18 protein-coding genes and 1 pseudogene are annotated in these 23,576 nt (G+C 71.1%); 9 read left to right on the top strand and 10 right to left on the bottom strand.

Going from position 1 to position 23,576, the window contains the following annotated elements; translation table 11 throughout:
- Positions 1–103: 103 nt before the first annotated feature.
- Positions 104–1,219 carry a LacI family DNA-binding transcriptional regulator gene (locus ACODT5_RS37615; RefSeq protein ID WP_243331194.1) on the bottom strand — a complete coding sequence of 372 codons (1,116 nt, stop codon included), beginning with the start codon at positions 1,217–1,219 and terminating at the stop codon, positions 104–106.
- Positions 1,220–1,581: 362 nt separating this feature from the next.
- On the opposite strand from ACODT5_RS37615, the gene hisC reads away from it, so the two are divergent.
- Positions 1,582–2,664 (top strand): histidinol-phosphate transaminase, encoded by a 1,083-nt coding sequence (gene hisC, locus ACODT5_RS37610; RefSeq protein ID WP_422523511.1) that lies wholly within the window; start codon positions 1,582–1,584, stop codon positions 2,662–2,664.
- A 91-nt stretch (positions 2,665–2,755) separates the two neighbouring features.
- Here hisC and ACODT5_RS37605 read toward each other — a convergent pair whose 3' ends face one another.
- A complete protein-coding gene (locus tag ACODT5_RS37605) occupies positions 2,756–3,124 on the bottom strand; it encodes a cyclophilin-like fold protein (protein ID WP_422523510.1) in 369 nt (122 codons plus the stop codon).
- 189 nt (positions 3,125–3,313) lie between these two features.
- Between ACODT5_RS37605 and ACODT5_RS37600 the strand changes: the two genes are divergently transcribed.
- From ACODT5_RS37600 to ACODT5_RS37585, 4 genes are all read left to right on the top strand, one after another.
- Positions 3,314–4,819: a cytochrome ubiquinol oxidase subunit I gene (locus ACODT5_RS37600; RefSeq protein WP_422523509.1), complete on the top strand. Its 1,506-nt coding sequence runs from the start codon at positions 3,314–3,316 to the stop codon at positions 4,817–4,819.
- An 18-nt stretch (positions 4,820–4,837) separates the two neighbouring features.
- Positions 4,838–5,839, top strand: coding sequence for a cytochrome d ubiquinol oxidase subunit II (gene cydB / locus ACODT5_RS37595; RefSeq protein WP_422523508.1), 1,002 nt, complete (start codon positions 4,838–4,840; stop codon positions 5,837–5,839).
- A 60-nt stretch (positions 5,840–5,899) separates the two neighbouring features.
- The gene (cydD, locus tag ACODT5_RS37590) at positions 5,900–9,481 is read left to right on the top strand and encodes a thiol reductant ABC exporter subunit CydD (protein WP_422523507.1); all 3,582 of its coding nucleotides are present in this window, start codon (positions 5,900–5,902) and stop codon (positions 9,479–9,481) included.
- Between the two features lie 79 nt (positions 9,482–9,560).
- Entirely contained in the window at positions 9,561–11,240 is a 1,680-nt protein-coding gene (locus ACODT5_RS37585) for a sensor histidine kinase (RefSeq protein ID WP_422525152.1), read from the top strand.
- A 64-nt stretch (positions 11,241–11,304) separates the two neighbouring features.
- Here the strand turns inward: ACODT5_RS37585 and ACODT5_RS37580 are convergent, their stop codons facing one another.
- Positions 11,305–12,225: an HAD-IIB family hydrolase gene (locus tag ACODT5_RS37580; RefSeq protein WP_422523506.1), complete on the bottom strand. Its 921-nt coding sequence runs from the start codon at positions 12,223–12,225 to the stop codon at positions 11,305–11,307.
- A gap of 174 nt (positions 12,226–12,399) precedes the next feature.
- Between ACODT5_RS37580 and ACODT5_RS37575 the strand changes: the two genes are divergently transcribed.
- Together ACODT5_RS37575 and ACODT5_RS37570 are read left to right on the top strand one after the other, a co-directional pair.
- Positions 12,400–12,666, top strand: coding sequence for a hypothetical protein (locus ACODT5_RS37575; protein ID WP_422523505.1), 267 nt, complete (start codon positions 12,400–12,402; stop codon positions 12,664–12,666).
- 100 nt (positions 12,667–12,766) lie between these two features.
- Positions 12,767–12,991, top strand: a pseudogene (locus ACODT5_RS37570) (LLM class flavin-dependent oxidoreductase); the annotation flags it as partial.
- Positions 12,992–13,395: 404 nt separating this feature from the next.
- Here ACODT5_RS37570 and ACODT5_RS37565 read toward each other — a convergent pair.
- From ACODT5_RS37565 to ACODT5_RS37550, 4 genes are all read right to left on the bottom strand, one after another.
- Positions 13,396–13,788: a PIN domain-containing protein gene (locus ACODT5_RS37565; RefSeq protein WP_422523504.1), complete on the bottom strand. Its 393-nt coding sequence runs from the start codon at positions 13,786–13,788 to the stop codon at positions 13,396–13,398.
- Positions 13,785–14,066 (bottom strand): hypothetical protein, encoded by a 282-nt coding sequence (locus ACODT5_RS37560; RefSeq protein WP_422523503.1) that lies wholly within the window; start codon positions 14,064–14,066, stop codon positions 13,785–13,787. The genes ACODT5_RS37565 and ACODT5_RS37560 overlap by 4 nt, the downstream gene beginning before the upstream one ends.
- Before the next feature lie 265 nt (positions 14,067–14,331).
- Positions 14,332–15,534 (bottom strand): hypothetical protein, encoded by a 1,203-nt coding sequence (locus ACODT5_RS37555; RefSeq protein ID WP_422523502.1) that lies wholly within the window; start codon positions 15,532–15,534, stop codon positions 14,332–14,334.
- Positions 15,535–15,586: 52 nt separating this feature from the next.
- Positions 15,587–15,898 (bottom strand): hypothetical protein, encoded by a 312-nt coding sequence (locus ACODT5_RS37550; RefSeq protein ID WP_422523501.1) that lies wholly within the window; start codon positions 15,896–15,898, stop codon positions 15,587–15,589.
- 101 nt (positions 15,899–15,999) lie between these two features.
- Here ACODT5_RS37550 and ACODT5_RS37545 point away from each other — a divergent pair, with 101 nt between their 5' ends.
- Positions 16,000–16,896, top strand: a complete 897-nt coding sequence (locus tag ACODT5_RS37545) for an LLM class flavin-dependent oxidoreductase (protein WP_422523500.1) — start codon at positions 16,000–16,002, stop codon at positions 16,894–16,896.
- Between the two features lie 76 nt (positions 16,897–16,972).
- Here the strand turns inward: ACODT5_RS37545 and ACODT5_RS37540 are convergent, their stop codons facing one another.
- The 3 genes from ACODT5_RS37540 to ACODT5_RS37530 all read right to left on the bottom strand — a co-directional run bounded on the left by ACODT5_RS37540 (position 16,973) and on the right by ACODT5_RS37530 (position 22,585).
- On the bottom strand, positions 16,973–20,011 hold the full coding sequence (locus ACODT5_RS37540) for an ATP-binding protein (RefSeq protein ID WP_422523499.1): 3,039 nt from the start codon (positions 20,009–20,011) through the stop codon (positions 16,973–16,975).
- Positions 20,008–21,894 carry an HSP90 family protein gene (locus ACODT5_RS37535; RefSeq protein ID WP_422523498.1) on the bottom strand — a complete coding sequence of 629 codons (1,887 nt, stop codon included), beginning with the start codon at positions 21,892–21,894 and terminating at the stop codon, positions 20,008–20,010. Before ACODT5_RS37535 ends, ACODT5_RS37540 begins: the two co-directional genes overlap by 4 nt.
- A gap of 151 nt (positions 21,895–22,045) precedes the next feature.
- Complete coding sequence (locus ACODT5_RS37530; protein ID WP_422523497.1) at positions 22,046–22,585, bottom strand: RNA 2'-phosphotransferase; 540 nt, start codon at positions 22,583–22,585, stop codon at positions 22,046–22,048.
- A 135-nt stretch (positions 22,586–22,720) separates the two neighbouring features.
- Between ACODT5_RS37530 and ACODT5_RS37525 the strand changes: the two genes are divergently transcribed.
- Entirely contained in the window at positions 22,721–23,521 is an 801-nt protein-coding gene (locus ACODT5_RS37525; protein ID WP_422523496.1) for an aquaporin, read from the top strand.
- Positions 23,522–23,576 lie beyond the last annotated feature (55 nt).

The raw sequence follows: 23,576 nt of genomic DNA, 5'->3' as shown, positions 1-23,576 counted from the left end.
GAATCCTGAGCGGAGCCGGTCCTTCCTGCCGTTTTCTCCCGATATCGGTGTTGCTGAAATCCTCGGCGGGGCCGGAAGCCCCGCCGTTGGGCCGACGTGGTGGTCAGTCCTGTGCCGGGGATCGGGGCGGGCTGACGGTCGTACGGGGCTGCCTGCGCTGGGACGAGGTACGGATGATCAGCTCGGTCGGGATGACCTGTTCGACGGGTCCGCCCGTGTCGACGCCCTCGATGGCGTCGATGAGCAGCTGGACGACGGCGGTGCCGATGCGGCGGGGTTTGAGGGACAGGGTGGTGATGGGCGGTTCGGTGTTGGCGTACACGGTGGATTCGCTGCAACACACGAGCAGCAGATCCTCGGGAACGCGCAGGCCGTAGCGGCGGGCGGCGGCGAGCAGGTCGGTGCCGTTGGGGTCGAACAGACCGTAGACGGCGTCGGGCCGGTCGGGCCGGGCGAGCAGTCGGTCGGCGGCTACGGCGCCGGCGCACGGATCGTGGGCGGGGTAGGACTCGTAGACGGGGTCCTGGCCCACGCGCTCGCACCAGCGCAGGTAGGCCGTGGTGGAGAGCCGGGTGTAGGTGTCGGTGGTGGTGCCGGTCAGCAGCCCGATGCGACGGGCTCCGGCGGCGGCGAGGTGGTCGAGGAGGCCCAGTACGGCGGCCTCGTGGTCGTTGTCGACCCAGGCGGTGACGGGGAGTGAGCCGGCGGGGCGTCCGTCGGAGACGACGGGCAGACCCTGGCGGACCAGTTCGGTGACGACGGGATCGTGGTCGGAGGGGTCGATGACGACGGTGCCGTCGAGGGCCACGTTGGACCAGACGTCATGTCGGGAGGTGGCGGGGAGGATGACGAGGGCGTAGCCGCGAGCGAGCGCGGCGGAGGTGGCGGCCCTGGCCATTTCGGCGAAGTACGCGAATTCGGTGAAGGTGAAAGGTTCATCCCCGTACGTCGTCACGGTCAGGCCGATGAGGCCCGACTTGCCGGTACGGAGGGTGCGGGCCGCCGCGGAAGGGCGGTAGCCCAGCCGGTCTGCGACCTCGCGAACGTGGCGGCGGGTGGCGTCCGGCAGCCGTCCCTTCCCGTTGAGGGCGTCGGAGACGGTCGTGATCGAGACGCCCGCCGCGGCGGCCACGTCCCTGATGCCGGCCCGGCTTTGTCGGCCGGCGGCCCGCCGGGTGGTCTCGGTCCGGCTCACCTGATGCTTCCCTGCTGCTGTCATGGCGAGCCGATAGTAGGGCTCGGTGGGCAGGGCGGTCCGGATGCATATGCACGCGTTGACAGGCACGATTCTGCACGGTTCGCCACCCCCAATGACCTTGGAAACGAAGGTGTTTGGTCCCGAAGTGTGTCTGGTGCCCTTGTCGACGGGACCGTGCATGCCAAAACGGTGCGCCTTCGGGCTCTGCTCAACTCACCTGTACGAGGGACGCGCGCCACGGCGCAGGCCACCGGCGCACGCATATATGCGTGCGCTCTCCCGCATTCCAGGCGCCTGCCGTTCTCGGATGGACGGAATCCTCATAAGGTGAGGAGTATTGAGTCGACGGCGACGTCGTACGGGATGGTCGAGGAGGACCTGCGGTGAGCGAGAAGAGCCCGAAGCTGCGCGCCGAGCTGGACGGCATCCCCACCTACAAGCCCGGAAAGCCCGCGGCAGCGGGCGGCCCGGTCGCTTTCAAGCTGTCCTCGAACGAGAACCCGTACCCGCCCCTGCCTGGGGTGCTGGAGAGTGTGGTCGCAGCGGCCGGCCACTTCAACCGGTACCCGGACATGGCGTGCACGGGGCTGGTGAACGAGCTCGCGGAGCGGTTCGGGGTCCCGGTCGAGCACATCGCCACCGGCACCGGTTCGGTCGGTGTCGCCCAGTCGCTGATCCAGTCGACGGCGGGGCCGGGCGACGAGGTCATCTACGCCTGGCGGTCTTTCGAGGCTTATCCGATCATCGTTCAGATCTCGGGTGCGACCTCGGTCAAGGTCCCGCTCGGCGAGGGGGACGTGCACGACCTGGACGCGATGTTCGAGGCGATCACCGAGCGGACCCGCCTGATCTTCGTCTGCAACCCCAACAACCCCACCGGCACCGCGGTGCGCCGTGCGGAGCTGGAGCGGTTCCTGGACCGGGTGCCCTCCGACATCCTCATCGTCCTCGACGAGGCGTACAAGGAGTTCGTGCGCGACGTCGAGGTCCCGGACGGCATCGAGCTCTACCGCAGCCGCCCCAACGTCGCCGTGCTGCGTACGTTCTCCAAGGCGTACGGGCTCGCCGGCCTGCGCGTCGGCTTCGCAGTGGCACACGAGCCGGTGGCCGCGGCGCTGCGCAAGACCGCGGTGCCCTTCGGCGTCAGCCAGCTCGCCCAGGACGCGGCGGTCGCCTCGCTGCGCGCCGAGGACGAGCTGATGGGCCGCGTCGGCTCGCTGGTGAGTGAGCGCACCCGGGTCTACGGGACGCTGCTGGCCCAGGGCTGGACCGTGGTGCCCGAGACGCAGGCCAACTTCGTGTGGATGCGGCTCGGGGAGCGGACCGCCGACTTCGCGGCGGCCTGCGAGAAGGCCGGTGTGGTGGTCCGGCCCTTCGCGGGCGAGGGCCTGCGGGTCACGATCGGAGAGCCCGAGGCGAACGACCTCTTCCTGCACACGGCGGAGGCTTTCTTCAAGGAGCTCTAGAGCTCCCGGGAGCCGGCCGGGCCGGGGCTGGTCGGGCCGACACTGGTCGGGCCGGTTCCTGTCGGGCCGGCTCCGGTCAGGCCAGTTCCGGTCAGGCCAGTTCCACGCGGATGGGGTCGCCGTCGCGGACGGTGGCCAGCAGGCGGGGGTCGCCGTCGAACGAGCCGAGGACGTTGCACGGGCTCGCCAGGCGGCTCTCGCCGCCGCGCGAGATCGGGGTGGGGCCGTAGGGCAGCGCGAGTGCGTCGCCCTCGGTCCAGAACGCGACCGTGCCGGGCTCGACGACCTGCTGGGCGTCGTGCTCCAGCGCCACGGAGACGCCGGTGTCGAAGTAGACCTCCTCGCCCCAGGTGTTGGCGGCGGCGGAAATGGGGAGCGCGTCGGCGAGCGCCTTGGCGGTGGGGGTCTCGTCGAGCGTTGCGATGAGCTGGCCGGCGGGCCAGAGGAATCGAATCTTCATGGGTCGCATTCAACAATCTGTTGAATCTATTCGCTAGGGGGGACCCCCCTGAAAGATGCCGACAGCAGTACGACATAATGCTTGTGAATGTGAACGCGTTCACAAGCGTGTCCTGCTTCCTCCCGGATTGAGTGGGATACAAGAGGCAAACTGCGGCTGTGACCACGGCGAAACGAAGGAGACGACGACGTGGACCTAGCTTTGGCGCCAGAGACCCTGGCGCGATGGCAGTTCGGTATTACCACCGTCTATCACTTCCTCTTCGTTCCCTTGACGATCTCGCTGGCTGCGCTCGTCGCGATCTTGCAGACCGCCTGGGTGCGTTCGGAAAAGGAGAAGTACCTCAAGGCCACCAAGTTCTGGGGCAAGCTCTTCCTGATCAACATCGCGATGGGCGTCGTCACGGGCATCGTCCAGGAGTTCCAGTTCGGCATGAACTGGTCCGACTACTCGCGGTTCGTCGGTGACATCTTCGGAGCTCCGCTGGCCTTCGAGGCGCTCATCGCCTTCTTCTTCGAATCCACCTTCATCGGCCTGTGGATCTTCGGCTGGGACAAGCTGCCGAAGAAGATCCACCTGGCCTGCATCTGGATGGTCTCGATCGGCACCATCCTGTCCGCGTACTTCATCCTCGCGGCGAACTCCTGGATGCAGCACCCGGTCGGCTACCGGATGAATCCCGAGCGCGGCCGGGCCGAGCTCACCGACTTCTGGCTGGTGCTCACGCAGAACACCGCGCTGACCCAGTTCTTCCACACCATGACGGCAGCCTTCCTGGTCGGCGGCGCGTTCATGGTCGGCATCGCGGCCTTCCACCTCGCCCGCAAGCGGCACATCCCCGTCATGCGGACCTCGCTGCGACTCGGCCTGGTCGTCATGATCATCGCCGGTCTGGGAACCGCCATCAGCGGAGACCTGCTCGGCAAGGTCATGTTCAAGCAGCAGCCGATGAAGATGGCCGCCGCCGAGGCGCTCTGGGACGGCGAGGCGCCGGCGCCCTTCTCCCTCTTCGCCTACGGCGACGTGGAAAAGGGCCACAACACGGTGGCCATAGAGATCCCGGGCCTGCTGTCCTTCCTGGCCAACGACGACTTCACCTCGTTCGTCCCGGGCATCAACGACGTCAACAAGGCCGAGCAGGAGAAGTTCGGGCCCGGTGACTACCGGCCCAACATCCCCGTCGCCTACTGGGGCTTCCGCTGGATGATCGGCTTCGGCATGGCCTCGCTCGGCGTCGGCATGCTGGGGCTCTGGCTGACCCGCAAGAAGTTCATGCTGCCGCCGGGGCTGCGCACCGGTGAGGAAGAGGTCCCGCACCTGGTCCTCTTCAAGAAGGCGCTGAGCCCCAAGTTCACGAACTGGTACTGGATCATCGCGCTCTGGACCATGGGCTTCCCGCTGATCGCCAACTCCTGGGGCTGGATCTTCACTGAGATGGGCCGCCAGCCCTGGGTGGTCTACGGGGTCCTGCGCACCAGGGACGCGGTCTCGCCGAACGTCTCCCAGGGTGAGGTGCTCACCTCGATGATCGGCTTCACGCTGCTCTACGCCGTGCTCGCCGTGATCGAGGTCAAGCTCCTCGTGAAGTACGTGAAGGCCGGCCCGCCCGAGCTCACCGAGGCCGACCTCAACCCGCCGACCAAGATCGGCGGGGACGACAAGAACCCCGACCGGCCGATGGCCTTCTCGTACTGAGGCTGAGGAGACCACACCATGCAACTCCACGACGTCTGGTTCGTGCTCATCGCCGTTCTGTGGATCGGCTACTTCTTCCTGGAGGGCTTCGACTTCGGAGTCGGCGTCCTGACCAAGCTGCTGGCCCGCAACCGCACGGAGAAGCGGGTCCTGATCAACACGATCGGACCCGTGTGGGACGGCAACGAGGTCTGGCTGCTCACGGCCGGCGGCGCGACCTTCGCCGCCTTCCCGGAGTGGTACGCCACCCTCTTCTCCGGCTTCTACCTGCCGCTCCTGATCATCCTGGTCTGCCTCATCATCCGCGGGGTCGCCTTCGAGTACCGGCACAAGCGGCCCGAGGACAGGTGGCAGACCAACTGGGAACACGCGATCTTCTGGACCTCGCTGATCCCCGCGTTCCTGTGGGGCGTGGCCTTCGCCAACATCGTGCGCGGAGTGAAGATCGACCAGGACATGGAGTACGTCGGAACCTTCTTCGACCTGCTCAGCGTCTACTCGATCCTCGGCGGCCTGGTCACCCTGACCCTGTTCACCTTCCACGGCGCGGTGTTCACCTCGCTCAAGACGGTCGGTGACATCCGGGACCGCTCGCGCAAGCTGGCCATGCAGCTCGGGGTGGTGACCGCCGTCCTGGCGCTCGCCTTCCTGATCTGGACCCAGGTCTCGCGCGGTGACGGCTGGAGCCTGATCGCCATGATCGTGGCGGTACTGGCCCTGGTCGGAGCCCTCGGCTTCAACTTCGCGGGCCGGGAGGGATGGGCCTTCGGCCTGTCGGGGGTCACCATCGCGGCGGCCGTCGCGATGCTCTTCCTGACGCTGTTCCCGAACGTCATGCCGTCCTCGCTGAACGACGCCTGGAACCTCACGGTCACCAACGCCTCGTCCAGCCCGTACACCCTGAAGATCATGACCTGGTGCGCGGCGGTGGCGACCCCGGTCGTCCTGCTCTACCAGGCGTGGACGTACTGGGTGTTCCGCAAGCGCATCGGCACGCAGCACATCGTCGACGTGCACTGAGTCGGCCCCGCCCACTTCGCCTGCTCCGCTCCGCCTGCTCCTGCCTGGGGGATGTTTCACGTGAAACCGATCGACCCGCGCCTGCTTCGGTACGCCCGGTCCACCCGCCTCTTCCTGGGAGCGGTCGTGGCCCTCGGGCTCGCCGGGGCGGGGCTGGTCGTCGGCCAGGCCATGCTGATCGCCGAGATCGTGGTCGGCGCCTTCGAGGACGGACTGGACGGCGGAGCCCTGCGGACGCCCCTGCTGCTGCTCGCGGCGGTGGCGCTCGGCCGGGGTCTGGTCGCCTGGCTCACCGAACTGGCCGCGCACCGGGCGAGCGCGGCGGTCAAGTCGGAACTGCGCGGCCGGCTGCTGGAGCGGGCGGCGGACCTCGGACCCGGCTGGCTGAGCGGACAGCGGACGGGCTCCCTGGTGGCCCTGGCCACCCGGGGAGTGGACGCACTCGACGACTACTTCTCGCGGTACCTGCCCCAGCTGGGGCTCGCGATCGTCGTCCCCGTGGCGGTGCTCGCGAGGATCGTCACCGAGGACTGGGTGTCGGCGGCGATCATCGTGGTCACGCTCCCGCTGATCCCCCTGTTCATGATCCTGATCGGCATGGCCACCCAGTCCCGGATGGACCGCCAGTGGCGGCTGCTGTCCCGGCTCTCGGGGCACTTCCTGGACGTGGTGGAGGGACTGCCGACCCTGAAGGTCTTCGGCCGCGCGAAGGCGCAGGCGGAGTCCATCCGCAAGATCACCGATGACTACCGGCAGGCCACGATGCGCACCCTGCGCATCGCGTTCCTGTCCTCGTTCGCGCTCGAACTGCTGGCGACCCTGTCGGTGGCGCTGGTCGCCGTGACGATCGGCATGCGGCTCGTCCACGGAGAGCTCGACCTCTACACCGGGCTGGTCATCCTGGTCCTGGCGCCCGAGGCGTACCTGCCGCTGCGTCAGGTCGGCGCGCAGTACCACGCGGCGGCGGAGGGGCTGGCCGCGGCGGAAGAGATCTTCGAGGTGCTGGAGACCCCGGTCGCCGCTTCGCGGGGAACCGGCGCCGTTCCGGTCTCGGGACTGCGGATCGAGCTCGACGGGGTGGCCGTCCGGTACGAGGGGCGTGGCGAGGACTCCCCCGGACCCGTCTCGCTGACCGTGGAACCGGGCGAATGCGTGGCCCTCACCGGGCCGAGCGGCGCGGGCAAGTCCACACTGCTGCAGGTGCTGCTGGGCTTCGTGACGCCGAGTGCGGGCCGGGTCCGGGTCGGGGACGCGGACCTGGCCGGACTGGCGCCCGAGCAGTGGCGGGAGCGGATCGCGTGGGTACCTCAGCGGCCGCACCTGTTCGCCGGGACGATCGCGGAGAACGTACGGCTGGCGCGGCCCGGCGCCGCCGATGCCGAGGTCACCGCCGCCCTCGTGGACGCCGGGGCGTGGGAGTTCGTACGGGCCCTGCCGCGCGGGGCGGACACGCTCCTCGGCGAGGGCGGGGTCGGTCTGTCCGCCGGGCAGCGCCAGCGTCTCGCGCTGGCGCGGGCGTTCCTGGCGGACCGGCCGGTGCTCCTGCTCGACGAGCCGACGGCGGCGCTGGACGGCGAGACCGAGGCGGCCGTGGTGGAGGCGGTACGCCGCCTCGCGGTCGGGCGGACCGTCCTGCTGGTGGTGCACCGGCCGGCGCTGCTGGCACTGGCCGACCGGGTGGTGCGGGTCGGTGCCGGCCCTGCCGGAGCCTCCCCCGCCGCTCCCCTGCCCGCCGTGCGGGCGGCACGGACGGGGGCGGGACCGGCGCCGCGCGATCCCGGCGAATGGATCCTTGGGGACGCTCCGGAGCGGTCGGGCGGTACGGGCGGCGGCGACGCCGGCGCCAGCGATACCGGCGGGGGCGATCCGCTCAGGCGGGTGCGGGGGGTGGCCAAGGCCTGGCAGGGACGGTTCAGGCTCGGGCTGTTCCTCGGGGCGCTGGCCGTCGGGTGCAGCGTCGGGCTGATGGCCGTCTCCGGATGGCTGATCTCGCGCGCCTCCGAACAGCCCCCCGTGCTGTACCTGATGGTGGCCGTCACCGCGACCCGGGCCTTCGGCATGGGCCGGGCCGTCTTCCGCTACGCGGAGCGGCTCGTGTCCCACGACGCGGTCCTGCGGATGCTCGCCGACCTGCGCGTTTCGGTGTTCCAGCGGCTGGAGCGCATCGCGCCCGCCGGGCTGCGCACCCAGCGGCGCGGGGATCTGCTGACCCGGCTGGTGGCCGACGCCGACGCCCTGCAGGACTACTGGCTGCGCTGGCTGCTGCCCGTCGGCACCGCGGTGCTCGTGGGCACCGGCTCGGTGGCGTTCACCGCCTGGCTGCTGCCCGGGGCCGGGGCGGTGCTCGCCGTCGGGCTGCTGGCCGCCGGTGTCGGGGTACCGCTCGTCAGCGCGGTCTGCGCACGCCGGACGGAGCGCCGGCTCGCGCCCGCCCGGGGCGAGCTCGCCACCCGTGTGGCGGATCTGCTCACCGGAACCGCGGAGCTCACCGTCGCCGGAGCACTCGGCGGGCGCAAGGCCGCCGCGAAGGACAGCGACCGCACACTGACCGGGATCGCGGCCCGCGCGGCCGCCGTCACCGGGCTCGGGAGCGGGCTGTCCGCCTTGGTGAGCGGGCTGACCGTGGTGTGCTCGGCCGCCGTCGGGGCGAACGCCGTCGCCGGGGGCCGGCTGTCCGGGGTGGCCATGGCGGTGGTCGTCCTGACCCCGCTGGCCGCCTTCGAGGCCGTCAGCGGGCTTCCCCAGGCCGTTCAGTACCGCCAGCGGGTCCGGCGCAGCGCCGAGCGGGTCTACGAAGTCATCGATACGCCCGCCCCGGTCACCGAGCCGGAGCGGCCCGAAGCCCTGCCCGCCTCGCCCTTCCCGCTGCGGCTGACGGGGCTCGCCGCCCGCCACCCCGGGCAGGAGAAGGATGCGCTGAGCGGGCTCGACCTGACGCTGGAGGCGGGCCGCCGGATCGCGGTCGTCGGGCCCTCGGGAGCCGGCAAGACCACGCTGGCGCAGGTCCTGCTGCGCTTCCTGGACCAGCACGAAGGCTCGTACACCCTGGGCGGGACCGATGCGCGCGCCCTCGACGGGGACGACGTGCGCCGGGTCGTGGGCCTGTGTGCCCAGGACGCGCACATCTTCGACAGCTCGGTGCGCGAGAACCTGCGCCTGGCCGACCCGGGGGCGAGCGAGGGTCGGCTGCGGGAGGCCCTTGCCGCGGCCCGGCTGCTGGAGTGGGCCGAGGGGCTCCCGGACGGGCTGGACACCCTGGTCGGCGAACACGGTGAGCGGATCTCCGGTGGTCAGCGCCAGCGTCTCGCCCTGGCAAGGGCGTTGCTCGCGGACTTCCCGGTCCTCGTCCTGGACGAGCCGGCCGAGCACCTGGACCTGGCCACCGCCGACGCGCTGACCGCGGACCTGCTGGCCGCGACCGAGGGCCGCACCACCGTGCTGATCACGCACCGGCTGGCCGGCCTGGAAGAGGTCGACGAGGTGCTCGTCCTGGACGGCGGCGCCGTGGTCCAGCGTGGTGCGTACGCGGAGCTGGCGGCGGCTCCCGGCCCGCTGCGCGGGCTGCTGGAACGGGAGCGGGAAGCGGACCTGACGTGCGGCTCCGGGCAGGCTCGACTTTCCTCGCTAAAGGGGACTAACTAGGCTCAAGGGCATGTCAGCGCAGGAGTCGCAGGAATCGCCCGAGTACCCGCCGGAGCCCTCGCCGGAATCGCCCGACCCGATGGAGGCCGCGACCGCCGCCACCCGGAGTCTCCAGGGCCTGTCCACCGAGCTCACGGCCCGGGTGCCGCAGCTGCTGGAGGCCATGCGGTCGGTCGGTACCGGCCTCGAGCTCCACTCCACGCTGGACCGGATCTGCGAAACGGCCGCCGAGCTCGCGGACGCCCGCTACGCGGCCATCGGCGTGGTCGACACCGAGGGTCCGGGGCTCTCGGACTTCGTCACCTTCGGCATCAGCGACGCGCTGGCGAAGAAGATCGGGCACCGCCCGGACGGGAAGCGCGGCCTGCTCGGCGCGTTGATCTCGAACCCCGACCCGGTCCGCCTCGCCGACCTGAGCAAGGACCGGCGCTCGGCGGGCTTCCCCGCCCATCACCCGCCGATGAAGACCTTCCTCGGCGTTCCGATCCGCGTCCAGGGAGAGATCTTCGGGAACCTCTACCTGGCGGAGAAGAACGGGGGCGGCGAGTTCAACGACTACGACGTCCACATGGTCCGGGTCCTGGCGACCGAGGCGGGCATCGCCATCGGCAACGCCCGGCTCTACGAGGCCGCCACCCAGCGCGAGCGCTGGATCGACGGCTCGGTCGCCGTCACCACGGCCCTGCTGTCGGGCGGGGACGCGGACGACGCGCTCGCGGTCGTCGCCGAACAGGCCCGCAGGCTCGCCGATTCGGCCGCCGGGATCGTGATGCTGCCGGCCGAGGAGGGCGGGATGGAGATCGTCGCCGTCTCCGCGGAGAACCCGGCGACCTCCCTCGGCGTCGTCATCCCGGCCGAGAGCCCCGTGGTGGCCCGGCTGCTGGAGGGCGAGCCGGTCTTCGTGGACGACGCCGCCTCGGACCCGCGCATGATCAGCCGCCTGACCAGCCAGTACGGGGCCTGCATGATGCTTCCGCTGCAGAGCGGGGGTCGGGTGCTGGGGGCCCTCGTCACGCCGCGGGCGCGCGGGAAGCGCCCGTTCACCGAGGCTGAGCGGACCCTGGCCACGCAGTTCGCCTCACAGGCGGCCCTGGCGCTGATGATGGCGGAGGCACAGCGGGACCGGGAGCGCCTCGCGGTGTTCGAGGACCGTGACCGCATCGCCCGCGACCTGCACGACCTGGTCATCCAGCGGCTCTTCGCCACCGGGATGATGCTGGAGGGCGCCCAGCGCCGCTCCATCGTCCCGGAGGTCCGCGAAGGCGTCGGCAAGGCCGTGGACGAGCTGGACGTGACGATCCAGGAGATCCGCACCGCGATCTTCGCGCTGCAGCAGGGGCCGGCGGAGGCCCCCTCGGGGCTGCGCACCCGGGTGCTGCGGGAGATCAACATGGCTGCCGTGCCGCTGGGCTTCAAGCCCGCGCACCGCTTCCTCGGACCGATCGACGCGGTCGTCGGCGAGCTCGTCGGGAAGAACCTGATCGCGGCCCTGCGCGAGGCGTTGTCGAACGCCTTCCGGCACTCGGAGGCGTCCCGGATCGAGGTGGTGCTGGACTCCACGGTCAGCCTGGCCGACGGGCGTCCCGGGGTCCGGCTGGAGGTGGCCGACGACGGGGTGGGCATCCCGGAGGGCGGGCGGCGGAGCGGGCTGCGGAACCTGCGCCGACGGGCCGAATCGCTCGGCGGATCCAGCTCGTACGGCCCCGGTCTCGGCGAGGAGGGCGGCGGGACCACCCTGGTGTGGGAGGCCCCGCTCTAACCGCGCTCCGATGTGGATGCGTCGCGATGTGGCTGCGCCGCGCTGTAGGTGCGCCCCGCCGTGGCTAAGCCTGGGTCCGGGCGCTCCGCTCGGCCAGGATGCGCTCGATGACCAGGGCGACGCCGTCCTCGTTGTTGGCGACCGTACGGCCCGACGCGGCCGCGATCACATCCGGATGGGCATTGCCCATCGCGTACGAGGTGCCGGCCCAGCCGAGCATCTCCACGTCGTTCGGCATGTCGCCGAAGGCGACCACCTCGGCCGGGGAGATGCCGCGCTCCTCGCAGCACAGTGCCAGGGTGCTCGCCTTGGAGACCCCCGGGCCGCTGATCTCCAGTAGGGAGGTCGGGCTGGAGCGGGTGATCGAGGCGAACGCGCCGGCGACGGAGCGGGCCAGAGCCAGGAACTCGTCCGGAGCCAGCTCTGAGTGGTGCGCGAGCACCTTGAGCACGGGTGCCGAATCGTCGTCCGTGGCCTCGTGGAGCAGCTCCTCGGCGGTGGCGACATTGGCGCCAGGGTCCTGGAAGAACGGCGGGTACTGCGGCTCGTAGTTGATGCCGGTGGTCAGCTCGACGGCGAAGGAGGTACCGGGGGCGGCGCCTCGCAGGGCCTCCACCACCTTGAGTGCCGTGATCCGGGGCAGCGGCCTGACCTGGACGAACTCCCGGCCCGTGGGCGGCTGGTCGGTGGTGTGCCGGTCGATGGCATGCAGGTCGACGACGGCGGCGCCGTTCGCGCAGATGGCCAGGCCGTGGCCCTGGACGTGGTCGCTGACCACACCCATCCAGCGGGCCGGGCGTCCGGTCACGAAGAACACCGCGATGCCGGCCTCCTCGGCGGCGGCGAGGGCGGCGACGGTGCGCTCCGAGACGGATTTGTCGTCGCGCAGCAGGGTGCCGTCGAGGTCGGTGGCGATGAGCCGGGTCGCGGGGGTTGGCCCGTCCGGGCGCTGGGGAGCCGAGGTCACGGCTCCATCTTCGCCCATGCCAAGGGCCGGCGATGTTTCACGTGAAACATCGCGACCGTGGCCCGGGCGATGTTTCACGTGAAACATCGCGACATGGTTGTCAGTGGGCGGTGGAAGGATCCCCTCGCCGGTTCCGCTGCTGTTCGCGCTGCCGGCTCGGTGCCGGTTCCGACGACGTCACACGGGGGCGACGTGCTCATCCCTTCAGTCCGCGCGGTGGATTGCGACGCCTGCGGCGGCCCGCGTGCCAGGTGGGTCGCGAGCCTGGCCATGGCCCTGTGCACGGCGTGCGAACGGGCGGACACCTACCACCCGGAGCGCGAACCGGTGCTCGTGGGCGAGGTCCTGGCAGACGCGGCCGACGCCCTGGCCCACGCCGGCAGCATCGCGGCTCCGGCCCGCCCCTACTCTGCCGTCCTGCTGGCCCTATGGCGGAGCAAGGCCCAGAGCGGGACGTGACGGTGTCCGGTCCTCCGGCGAGCCGTGCGGTGTCGGATCGATCCGGCCGTGTCGCCGGGGATGCCGACACCCCGCTGCTGGGCGGACGTAGGCTCGGGGCATGAGTCTGCGCCTGAGCACCGTGATCCTGCCCGTCGACCGTTGGCACGAGGGAGGTCGCGCCAAGTGGCAGCGGGCCGAGGAACTGGGGTTCCACGCGGCCTACACCTACGACCACCTGTCCTGGCGGACCTTCCGGAACGGGCCGTGGTTCGGCGCTCTGCCGACACTCACGGCCGCCGCGACGGCCACGGAGCGGCTGCGCCTCGGCACGCTCGTCACCTCAGTCAAGCCTCGTTCGTGCATCATGGCCTGACCTGCGACAACCTGGCGAGGATCCGAGGAGGGAGTGCCGAAGGGTGCCAGATCGGCTTGGGTCATCGTGCTGCAGTGATGCAGCTGGCGTGGGTATCGCTGTCACGACGGCGACGTTGCCACGCTCCGGATGGCGGTTGTCGAGGTGGCGGGTTCTGCCGCAATGCTCCTGGAGCAACGCCACCGGCTCCCCGCGGGACCACCTGAGCTATATCCCGCATCAGTCCGAAGAATCCAGGTAGTCCGGTCGGTGCGCGGGCCATCCGGGAGGCCGAGGCCTTGGCGATCCGCCTGGGCGGGCTTCCGCTGGCGCTCCGTCTGGCCCGCTGGCCTGCGGAAACGCGGCAAGGGTGCAGCAAGGGCCGACGTGGGCGCTCAGATCGGCTCGACGGCGATGCGAGGGTGGCACAGTCGGCGCAGGTCATCGGTGTCGCTCGTGATGACAGTGACGGCGCCGTGCTCCAAGTGAGCCGTAGCCGCGAGCATCGCATCGATGGCGTACTTGTGGCCGTGCAGGCTTTCGGCGGCGAGCAGTCTGCTGGCCGCACGTGCGATCTCCTCCGTGACGGGGCGCACCTTGGTCAGGGAAACGGCATGGTCGAACGCCGCCTGCGGCACCTTCGGGTCGCGTGCCTCCACCAGCGTGGCCGCGCTCGTCACGACGAGCAGGTCCAGGCTGCGGGCGACGTCCAGCCACACGGTCATGTCGCGGTGCCGGCGGGAGAGCTTGGAGAGGGCCTCGCTGTCGAGAACGAGAGTCCCGCTCATGCAGCGTCCGCTGGAGCGGAGTCGTCGCGCTGGGCAGCGTGGTGGGCGCGGATGCGCTCGGCCTTGGCCGACACCTCGGCCGGGTCGACAGGGCCGTGCTCCGCTTCGGCGGCGGTGATGTACTCGTCGATGGCTTCGCGCTGGAGCTGCCGCTGTACGGCCTCCTCGATATAAGAGGAGACGCCCTGTTTGCCGGCGCGTGCGCGAATTGCCTCCAAGGTCTCGGCGTGCAGGGAGACGCTGGTGACTCGGGTCTTGCCAGGGCGGGGCGTGTTCATACCAGAAGTGTAGTACATTGCCTATTAACTCGCTGCCGCTCCGAGTGCGGGCGCCTGGTCGCTGGCTTGAGAGCCGCCCCGAGGGTGGGGTCGAGCTTGGCCCTGGCTGCTTCGAGGACCGCGGCAGCCCGCGATGGCCGCGATCGGACCGCAAGTGAGTGGGTCGGCCCTTCAACTGCCCCGCGAGCCACCTCTCCGGGCCCGTTGGTTCATCCAACGGGTGGTCGGGCTTGCGTGGCAGCCGCCGAGCCCCCGTGAACGGTGGCTACCGGCGGGCGGCGGCGAGCCCACTGAGGCGGTCGCCGATCACGGAGACGCCCGGACGGGGCTCGCTCTCGTAGTACCAGGGCTTGCGTCGGCGCAGCAGCGCCTCGCCGTGCTCGCTCCAGCTGAATCCGGGCTTCCGCAGGAGCTTCCGGAACACCGCGTCGGCTGTCTCCGGGTGAGCGGCGGCCAGTCGGCGGATCGGCAGTGGTGCGATCGACTCCTCGCGCAGGTACGTGCGCAGTAGGTCCTGGTGCTGCTTGCGGCCCGCTAGGGCGGGGTCCGCGAAGAGGTCCCGCAGCATCCCGTAGTCCGCGTAGAAGTTGAGCCCGTCTACTTGGTCGTAGATGACACCGATGGTGTCCGAGTTCGCCAATTCCCGCGGCAGTTCGAAGAAGGGCAGGTCCAGGCCGGGGAGCCGCCTGCCCCGGGCACAGTCGGGCTGTCCGGCGACGGCGGCCTCTTGGCGGTGGCGGTAGTAGGCGTTGAGGCGGTCCTCGGCTTCGGCAGGCGGAAGGACCAGTTCGTCGCCGCCGCAGAATTCGACGAACGCGGCTCGGTCCTCCCGCATCCGCTGCCATCCTTGCTCGATCTTCTCGGGGTTGCGGAAGACGAGTTCTGGTTGGTTGGTGGCCAGTTCGAGCGCCGCCTGGGCGATCTCGGTAGCGCTGGACTTGGGGTAGTACGACATCGCCCCGGATACCAGCCACGCCCCGCCGGCCGAGTGAACAGATACCAGACAGGTGTGGAGGAATCCTCCCCTGGACACTCCACCGAACGCCGCCCGCCCGACATTCGAGTACGTGCGGTACTCCAGGTCATCGACCAGGTTCAGCAGGACGACGGCATCCCCTTCCTTACGTTGGATCTCGAAGATGCCCTCGACCGGGTCACGCCAGCCGAGCAGCATCTCCCGGTCGACCGCGGTCAAGTCCTTCCGTCCGGCGACGAAGCGGTCCACCACGGTCGAACCGTCCGGCAGGCGGTACCTCAGGATGAAGCGGTCGGTGATCCGGATCGCGTCGCCCTCGTCCAGCTGCCGTGCGGGCCCAGCGGCCTCCAGCAGGAGGGGGGTCAACCACCGGTCGAAGCGTGCGCTCTGAGCGAAGGCGACCAGTTTCCCTTTCAACTCGGCACTGCGCTCGATGAGATCGGTCAGCGAAGGTTCACCGCGCTGATGTGCGCCCTGTACGGCGTTAGCCACGTTCAACCCTTCCATGCAAGCCGGTTCCGCGTGAAGTGGGAGGTGTCCGGCCTCAACCGGCCCAGTGGCGGTACGCCTCGATCCACTCCGCGCCCTCGGGCGCCGGGCTGGGCAATGGCAGCTCCAGGATTCCGATCGACTGCCGGACGCGGCCGCGAGAGCACAGCGCGACGATCCTGCCGTCCGGCGTGAGGTCGATGCCCCGCACCCTTACTTCGATGCCGAGAACCGTGGTCGTGAAAGGCACGTTGACGTGCTCCTCAAGCATGGTGAACAGGCCGGTCAGCTGTTCGTCCTCGCCGTACGCGTCGACCGTCGCCTCATCGACCATGGCCGCGAGTTCAGCCTTACTCCACGTGCTCATGAGGCCACGGTAGCGGCCCCCATCGCGACGTCGGCGTGGCTTCCCGAATCTGCTCCGTCGGCGTATCCGTGGCAGCGGGAAGCCCGCGTATCGTCGGAGTCATGCGTCTGAGCACAGTGATCCTTCCCATCCACCTGTGGGGCGAAGGACAGAAGATCTGGCGGCGGGCCGAAGAACTCGGGTTCCACGCCGCATACACGTACGACCACCTCTCCTGGCGGACCTTCCGGGACGGGCCGTGGTTCGGTGCCATTCCCACGCTCACGGCCGCAGCGGTGGTGACGCAAAGTATTCGCTTGGGTACCCTCGTCACCTCGCCGAACTTCCGCCACCCGGTGACGCTCGCCAAGGAACTGATCTCCCTCGACGACGTCTCCGGCGGACGGATCACGCTCGGCATCGGCGCCGGCGGCAACGGCTTCGACGCCACGGTGCTCGGCCAGGAGCAGCCGTGGACCCCCAAGGAGCGCGCCGACCGGTTCGGGGAGTTCCTGCCGCTGCTCGACCGGCTGCTCACCGAGGATTCCGTCTCGCAGCGGGGCACGTTCTACTCGGCGGAGGAGGCCTTCAACATCCCCGGGTGCGTCCAGCGGCCCCGGCTGCCCTTCGCCGTCGCCGCGACCGGCCCGCGCGGCCTGAAGCTCGCCGCGCGGTACGGGCAGGCATGGGTGACCACCGGTGACCCGAAGATCTTCGACGAGGGCACCCCGGAGCAGTCGGTGCAGGCTCTGCGCGGACAGGTCGAGAAGCTCGGCAAGGCGTGTGCGGAGACCGGCCGGGAGCCGGCAGAGCTGGACAAGATCCTGCTCACGGGCTTCACCCCGGACCGGGGACGGCCGCTGGAGTCCGTGGCGGCCTTCGTCGACTTCGTCGGTCGCCACCAGGAGCTCGGCTTCACCGAGCTCGTGATCCACTGGCCGATCCCCGATTCCGACTTCGCCGCCGACCAGGGAGTCTTCGAGCGGATCGCCACCGAGGGGCTCGCCCAGCTGGGCTGAGGCGGGTTGAGCTGAACCGCTGCCGCTGCCGCTGCTGCCGTCGCCCCGGGGTTCGGGGCGACGGCAGCGCGCACCCTCAGGACGAGGTGCGCAGCAGGTGCTCCGTGGTCCGCTCGGCGCTCTCCAGGAGCCACTCCGGGGCCACGCCGTCGGGCAGTGCGCGCACCTCGGCGGCCAGCGCCGAGACCCGGGCGGCGCCGGCTTCGGGCCGGCCCAGCTCGTGCTCGGTCCAGGCGGCGTTGTTCACGCACTGGAACCGGGCCTGCAGATGGTCCGGGCCGAGCTCCGCGTGGAGGGCGGCGGCCCGCTCCCACAGCAGGATCTCCTCCAGCCGCAGCGCCTCGAGCTCCGCCGCGCCCAGCGGTCGGGCGGGCCCTGAACCCGGGCCTTCTTCTCCTTGACCGCCCCCCTCGTGGGCCTCCTCCTGGGCCTCCTCGTCCGCGCGGACCCGGCGGTCGAGTACCTGGGCGAGCTGGTTCCAGGTCTCGGCCAGTTCGGCCCGTGCGTCGCGGTCCCCGGGGGCCTGTGCCAGCGCGGCGGTCAGGACCTCGGCCGCCTCGTCCATCCGGGCCCGGGCCTCCGCCACCCCGGCGTCGGTGACCTCTTCGCGCAGCCCCAGCCAGGCCAGCGACCGCAGGATCCGTACCTCGGCGACCGGTGCGTCCTTCGAGCGCCGGCGCAGTTCGAGGGCCCGCTCGTACGCGGCGACCGCCTCCGGCACCAGCTGCGCCTCGGAGAGCTGATCGGCGGCGGCCTGGGCGAAGCCGGCCTGCGGCCGCGCGTCCTCCCAGTCCTCGGCAAGCCCCGCCGCCAGCAGGTACTGCTCGGCCGCGCCCCGGGGATCGTGCAGCTCGCGCAGCAGGTCGCCCAGGAACTCCCGTACGGAAACGGCCTGGCCCTCACCGTGCTCCAGCAGGTCCGGCAGCGTCGACTGCAACACCTCGACCGCCTCGGCGGTGTTGCCCTCACGGGCGTGGCACCGGGCGAGCAGCAGCCGGGCCTGGGCCCCGCCGTCGGCGGTGAGCCCGGCCTGGTCGAACCAGTACGCCGCTTCCAGAGCGTGCCGCGCGGCCTCCGCGTCGGCCTCGCCGCGCCCCATCAGGATGTCGGCGAGGGTGAGCCGTACGACGCCCTGCGCCTCGGCGTCGGTCACCTCCGCGGCATGTGTCAGCCCGGCCCGGGCCGACTCCTCGGCCTCTGCCGCCCGGTCCAGCGACATCAGCACGCCTGCCCTCAGTACGAGCGGGTCCACGGCGAGCCACGGCCGGCCCGCCGCCACCGAACGGTCGGCGGATCCGGCGAGCAGTGTCACGGCACGCTCCGGGTCGCCCTGGGAGAGGGCGAGGCGGCCCAGCATCTCCTCGGCCTCCGCCACCACATCGGGCACGGCCGCGGCGTAGGCATCGGCGAAGGCGGCGAGTTCGGCGACCAGCTCGCCGTGGCCGTGCTCCCCGTCGTGGCCGGAGCCCTGCCCGTGGCCGTGGCCGTGCTCAGGGTCCGCAGTCGCCTCGACCGAGCGCAGGTACGACTCCACCCGGATCCCCGTCAGTTCCGCGAGCGCGATCCGCCGGGTCCGCAGCGGCTCGTCCGCGTCCAGCGCCTCGGCGGCACGCAGGGCGACGGCCAGCAGCGCGCGCAGCTCCCCCGCCTCCGTGCCCGACTGCGCGGCCACCGTCGCCAGCCGCAGCTCGGCCAGGGCGGCGCGCTCCGCGAGGCCCAGCTCCCGGTAGCGCTCGCGTACGCCGGCCAGCAGTTCCGCGGCGTCGCCGGCGCCGGCCCGAGCGGCCGCCAGGGCCCGGTGGTCCGCCACATCGGCAGCGGCCAGCGGATCGGACCCGGCAGCCGCCTCGGGGCGCAGGGCCACCTGCTCCCAGAGGGCGTCGGCGCCGGGGTGCCCGAGTTCGCGTGCCTCCCGGGCCCGTGCCACGAGTTCCGCGAAGCCCTCGGCCGGGGCCGCCGCCCTGAGTACCGGGGCGGGGCCCGGCTGTGGGAGCGCCGCGAGCCCGGAGCTTCGTACGCCCAGCGGCAGGGCCTCGGCCAGCGGGGCTGCTCCGATGCGCGCGAGGAACCGCTCCGAGACCCGGCTGGAGCCGTTGCGCGCGTCGAACCGCCGGGCGATGTCGAGCGAGCCCGCGCGCAGTACCTCGTACAGCTCGGACACGGTGCGGGGACTGCCCTCGTAGGGGACGGCGGGGCTCTGGCCGTGGCCCAGCTCCGTCAGCCGGCGCAGCAGGACGAGGACTCCCCCGTGGAAGGCCAGCTGGTCGGAGAGGTTGGCGAGCGGGGCCACGTGCGCCGCGTGCTCGGCGAGGATCTCCAGACCGCGGGACTCGTTTCCGGTGAGCGCGCAGAACTCGATGTGCCGCCCCACCGAAGGCAGGAGGCTCTCCTTGCCCCGGGCCAGCCGGTATCCGCGCAGGTGGGCCGAGCGTGCCTCGTCGAGGCGGCCGAGGCGCACCAGCGGCAGCAGCGAGGCGGCCAGGACCCGGTGGGGTTCCTCGGCGCAGGTCTGCTCGCCTGACAGCACCGGCTGCCAGAGCGCCAGGGCCTCGGTGTCGTCACCGCGCAGCACGGCGTACTGGCCCTGGCTATTGAGTTCGCAGGCGTGGCAGTCGCTCATGTCGTCGCGGTCGGCGGCCAGCCAGCGCTTGTACGCGCGTCCGGCCCGCTCGTCGTCACCGGTCGCGTCGGCGAGCCACAGCTCGGCCTCGCGCACGGGACGCTCGCTGTAGCCGGCGATCCGGTAGCGGCGCTCCATCTCGTCCAGCCAGCCGGCGGCCGACTCCAGCGGGATCTCCGGGGAGTTGCCGATGGCGCTGGCGATCCACTTGAACTGCCAGAACAGCGAGTGGGCGTCCCACTCGTCGAAGGCGCCCTGGTCCTTGTCGTACTCCTGGAGCAGCCGGGCGAAGGGGACGAGCATCTTCGGCGACTCGGAGCTGTACAGGTAGGCGTTGATCAGGTTGTCCAGTGCCGCTCGGAACAGCGGGCGGTCCCCGGTCGCTTCGGCGGCGGCGGACAGCGCCTCGGCGTGCGCATTGCGGGCGGACCCGCCCGGGGCCTGGCGGTTCTCGGCCAGTCCGCGCTCGATCTCCTCGCGGGTCAGCGTGCTCATTTCTGCTCCTCCTGGGGGTCTGTGCCGGCCGTGCCGTCTGTGCCGTCCGTGGTGCCGATGGGGTGCGTCGCCCATTCCAGGAGCCCGAGGAAGGCCCGGTTGAGCAGCGTGGTGTCGGCCGCGCGCAGCGGCCGCTGCGACCTCAGCAGGGCCTGGCCGTACAGCGATTCGACGGCGGTGGCGGTCAGGGCCTCGTCGGGGAGGGCGGCGATCCGGCGGATGAGCGGGTTGTTGTGGTTGAGCACGAGGCGGGCGCGCGGAGCGGAGCCGCGCAGCGAACCGAGGATGCCGCTCCACAGCGAGTCGGCGCTCTCCAGAGCGGCGGAGCGGTCGCGCTCCTGACGGGCCTGGCGGTCGTCGAGGTAGAGCGCGGGGACGGCGGCGGGCTGGAAGGCGCGCAGGACCACGTCGCAGCTCTGGGGTTCCAGGCGGGTGCGGGCGGTGGCCAGGAAGGGGGCCAGGGCCAGTTCGGCGGAGGTCGGGACCGGATCGAGCCGCTCGGTGACGGCTCCCGCGTCGAGCTCGCTGACCTTGAGTTCAGGGCGTACGGAGGGCAGCAGGGCCAGCAGGTCGGCGTCGTAGGTGTAGCCGGCGTTGATGACTCCGAGGCCGTGGGCCGCGGCGATCGGTGCGATCTGGCGGAACTCCTCCACGGTGCGGGTGAAGTGGATCTCGGTGTGCGCGGCGGCGAATTCCTCCAGGCTCATCGAGCCGTCGCTGGTCTCGAACGGCAGCCAGGGCAGCATCAGGCCGAGCAGCTCGGCGTCGTGCCGGGCCAGCGATTTCACCCCGAGGTGGTGGACGCTCAGGAAGGCGGCCAGCCGCTCGGGTTCGCTGGTGGCGAGCTCGGCGAGCCAGGCGCGGACGCGGGCGCCGAGGGCCTCGCGCACGGCGGCCAGGGTCTCGTCGTCGTACAGGTTCTCGCGGGAGGCGGTGGGCCGCAGGGTGTCGGTGTCCAGGACGGCGCGGACGAAGAACGCCCAGTCGGGCAGCAGGTTGTCGGCCTTGTCGGTGAGCAGCATGCCCTTGAGGTGGACGCGGTGTCCGGACCGGTGGGCGGGGCTGGTCGGCTCGGGCAGGACGTACGCGACTCCGCGCACTCCCGCCACGGGCAGGTCGAGGTCGATGCTGTCGAGCGGGGTGAAGCCGAAGAGCTGCGTGCAGTGCGCGGCGAGCGCGACGCGGCGGGCCGCGGGGGTGGGGAAGGGCCGGTCCCAGACGGCGGGCCGGTCGGTGACCGGGCGGGGTCCGGCGGCGGAGCCGTCGTCGAAGGTGATGTCGTAGGGCAGCAGGGAGCCGTAGTCGCGGGCCAGTTGCTCGACCTTGGCCGGGACGGTCCACTCCTCGGCGCCGGGGCGGGCCTCCAGGACGACGGTGGTGCCGGGCTCCGGGCGGGCGTCGGAGGGCAGTTCGCGGACGGTGTACGAGCCGTCGTCCATGGCCAGCCATTCGACGGGCGCGGCCAGCGGGTCGCGGGCGGAGCGGGTGACCACGCGGATCTGGCGGGCCACGACGAAACAGGCGAGCAGGCCGATGCCGAACTGGCCGAGGAACTCCTGGCGGGTGGTCTCCAGGCCGTGCGGGCCCCCGCGCTTGGAGCTGCGTCCGATGGTGGCGAGGAGGGAGTGGGCCTCGTCGGCGGTCAGGCCGATGCCGCTGTCCTCGATGGTCACGCGGTTGCCGGTCGCCGACAGGCGGATGGCGATCTCGGCTTCGGGGTCCAGGGCGTGGCGGGCGGTGACGGCGTCGACGGCGTTCTGGAGGAGCTCGCGGACATACACGCGGGGGCTGGAGTAGAGGTGGTGGGAGAGCAGGTCGACCAGGCCGCGCAGGTCGACCTGGAAGGTGTTCGGATGGGCTTCTCGGGTTTCTTCGGACGTCATGGGGCGTCACCTCGCGTGCTGGTACGGGTTGTTCGGCGACCGCGAGGTACCCCCCTCACAGATCCCGGAGTGAGGAACAGCGTAGGGGGATGATCTGACAATCCTTCGGTGAATTCCGGGGCCTGTGGGGCTTCTCCCTGGCATCTCCTGGTTATTGGAACCGCAGGAATTGCGGCGGAACGGAGTCCGCCAGCCACACCCCATTGGCGCTGATCCGAAAGACGTGCCCCGCGGCGCGCATCGCCCCCGCGTCCACGGCGAGGACGACCGGCCGGCCGCGGCGTGCGCCGACGCGGGTCGCGGTCTCCCGGTCCGGGGAGAGGTGGACGTGGTGGCGGGCCATCGGGCGCAGTCCCTCGGCGCGGATCGCGTCCAGGGCGGCCGCGACGGTGCCGTGGTAGAGGTACGCGGGCGGTTCGGCCTCCGGCAGGCCCAGGTCCACGGGGACGGTGTGCCCCTGGCTGGCGCGGATCCGGCTGCCGTCGACGGCGAACCGCTGCTTGTCGTTGGCGGCGACCACGTGGTCGAGCTCGGCACGGCTGATGGGGAAGCCGTGGGCGGCCGTGGCGCTCAGAAGATCGTCGATCTCCACCCAGCCTTGCGGGTCGAGCACCAGTCCGATGCGTTCCGGCTGATGGCGGAGGTGTTTCGAGACGTATTTGGACACCTTGACGGTGCGCTTGTCATCCATTCGCCCAGCGTGACGGCTCGGCCGGGTCCGGCGCAGCGATTTTTCGCCGTTCTCTCGAACCTGGACTCCCCCTATCGCGTTTCCAAGATACGGAATACATTTTCCGCTGAACTGCCACTCAAGGGGAAGAAAAGTATGACAAACAGTGCGTCTCTGTCGCGGCGTGCGACCGCCGAGCTCGTCGGCACCGCCGCCCTCCTCGTGGTCGTCATCGGATCGGGAATCCAGGCCGCCTCGCTCACCTCGGACACGGGCGTGGCCCTGGTCGCCAACTCGCTCGCCTCGGCCATCGGGCTCGGGCTGATCATCACCCTCTTCGGGCCGCTCTCGGGCGCCCACCTCAACCCGGTGGTCACCCTCACGGCCTGGTGGGGGCGTCGCACCGGCGGCGAAGGACTCGAAGGCCGGGAGGCCTTGGTCTACGTGGCGGCGCAGACCGCCGGGGCCATAGGCGGGGCCGTCCTCGCGGAAACGATGTTCGGGCGCGTCCCCGGAGCCTTCTCCACCCAGGTCCGCGACGGCGGACACCTGCTCGTCGGGGAGGTCGTGGCCACCGCCGGACTGGTCCTGGTGATCCAGGGCCTCGGCCGCATCGGCCGGCCGAAGCTGATCCCGGCCGCGGTCGCCGCCTACATCGCCGCCGCGATCTGGTTCACCTCCTCCGGGTCCTTCGCGAACCCGGCCGGCACCATCGGGCGCAGCTTCAGCGACTCCTTCACCGGCATCGCCCCGCAGTCGCTGCCGGGGTTCGTCGCCGCCCAGCTCGTCGGCGGGATCCTCGGCCTGGTCCTCGCGGGCCTGCTCTACGGGAGCACCCGCCGGGCAGCCGCCTCCCCCGCCGCCGGGGCCTCCACCACCGACACCGCGGGTACCGCCACTGTCGTTCCGGTGGCCGAAACCAACGTGCCCGGACCGGCGTTCCAGGCCGTCGTCTGACCCTCCGGGGACGGTTCCCCACAGGTCGGTCGGACTTGTCCACAGCCCTTTGCGC

Source organism: Streptomyces tatrensis (assembly GCF_049310065.1).
In the GTDB taxonomy this organism is placed as follows: domain Bacteria; phylum Actinomycetota; class Actinomycetes; order Streptomycetales; family Streptomycetaceae; genus Streptomyces.
Note: the sequence above shows the minus strand (reverse complement) of the source record. Positions and strands in the feature narration are given on the sequence as shown.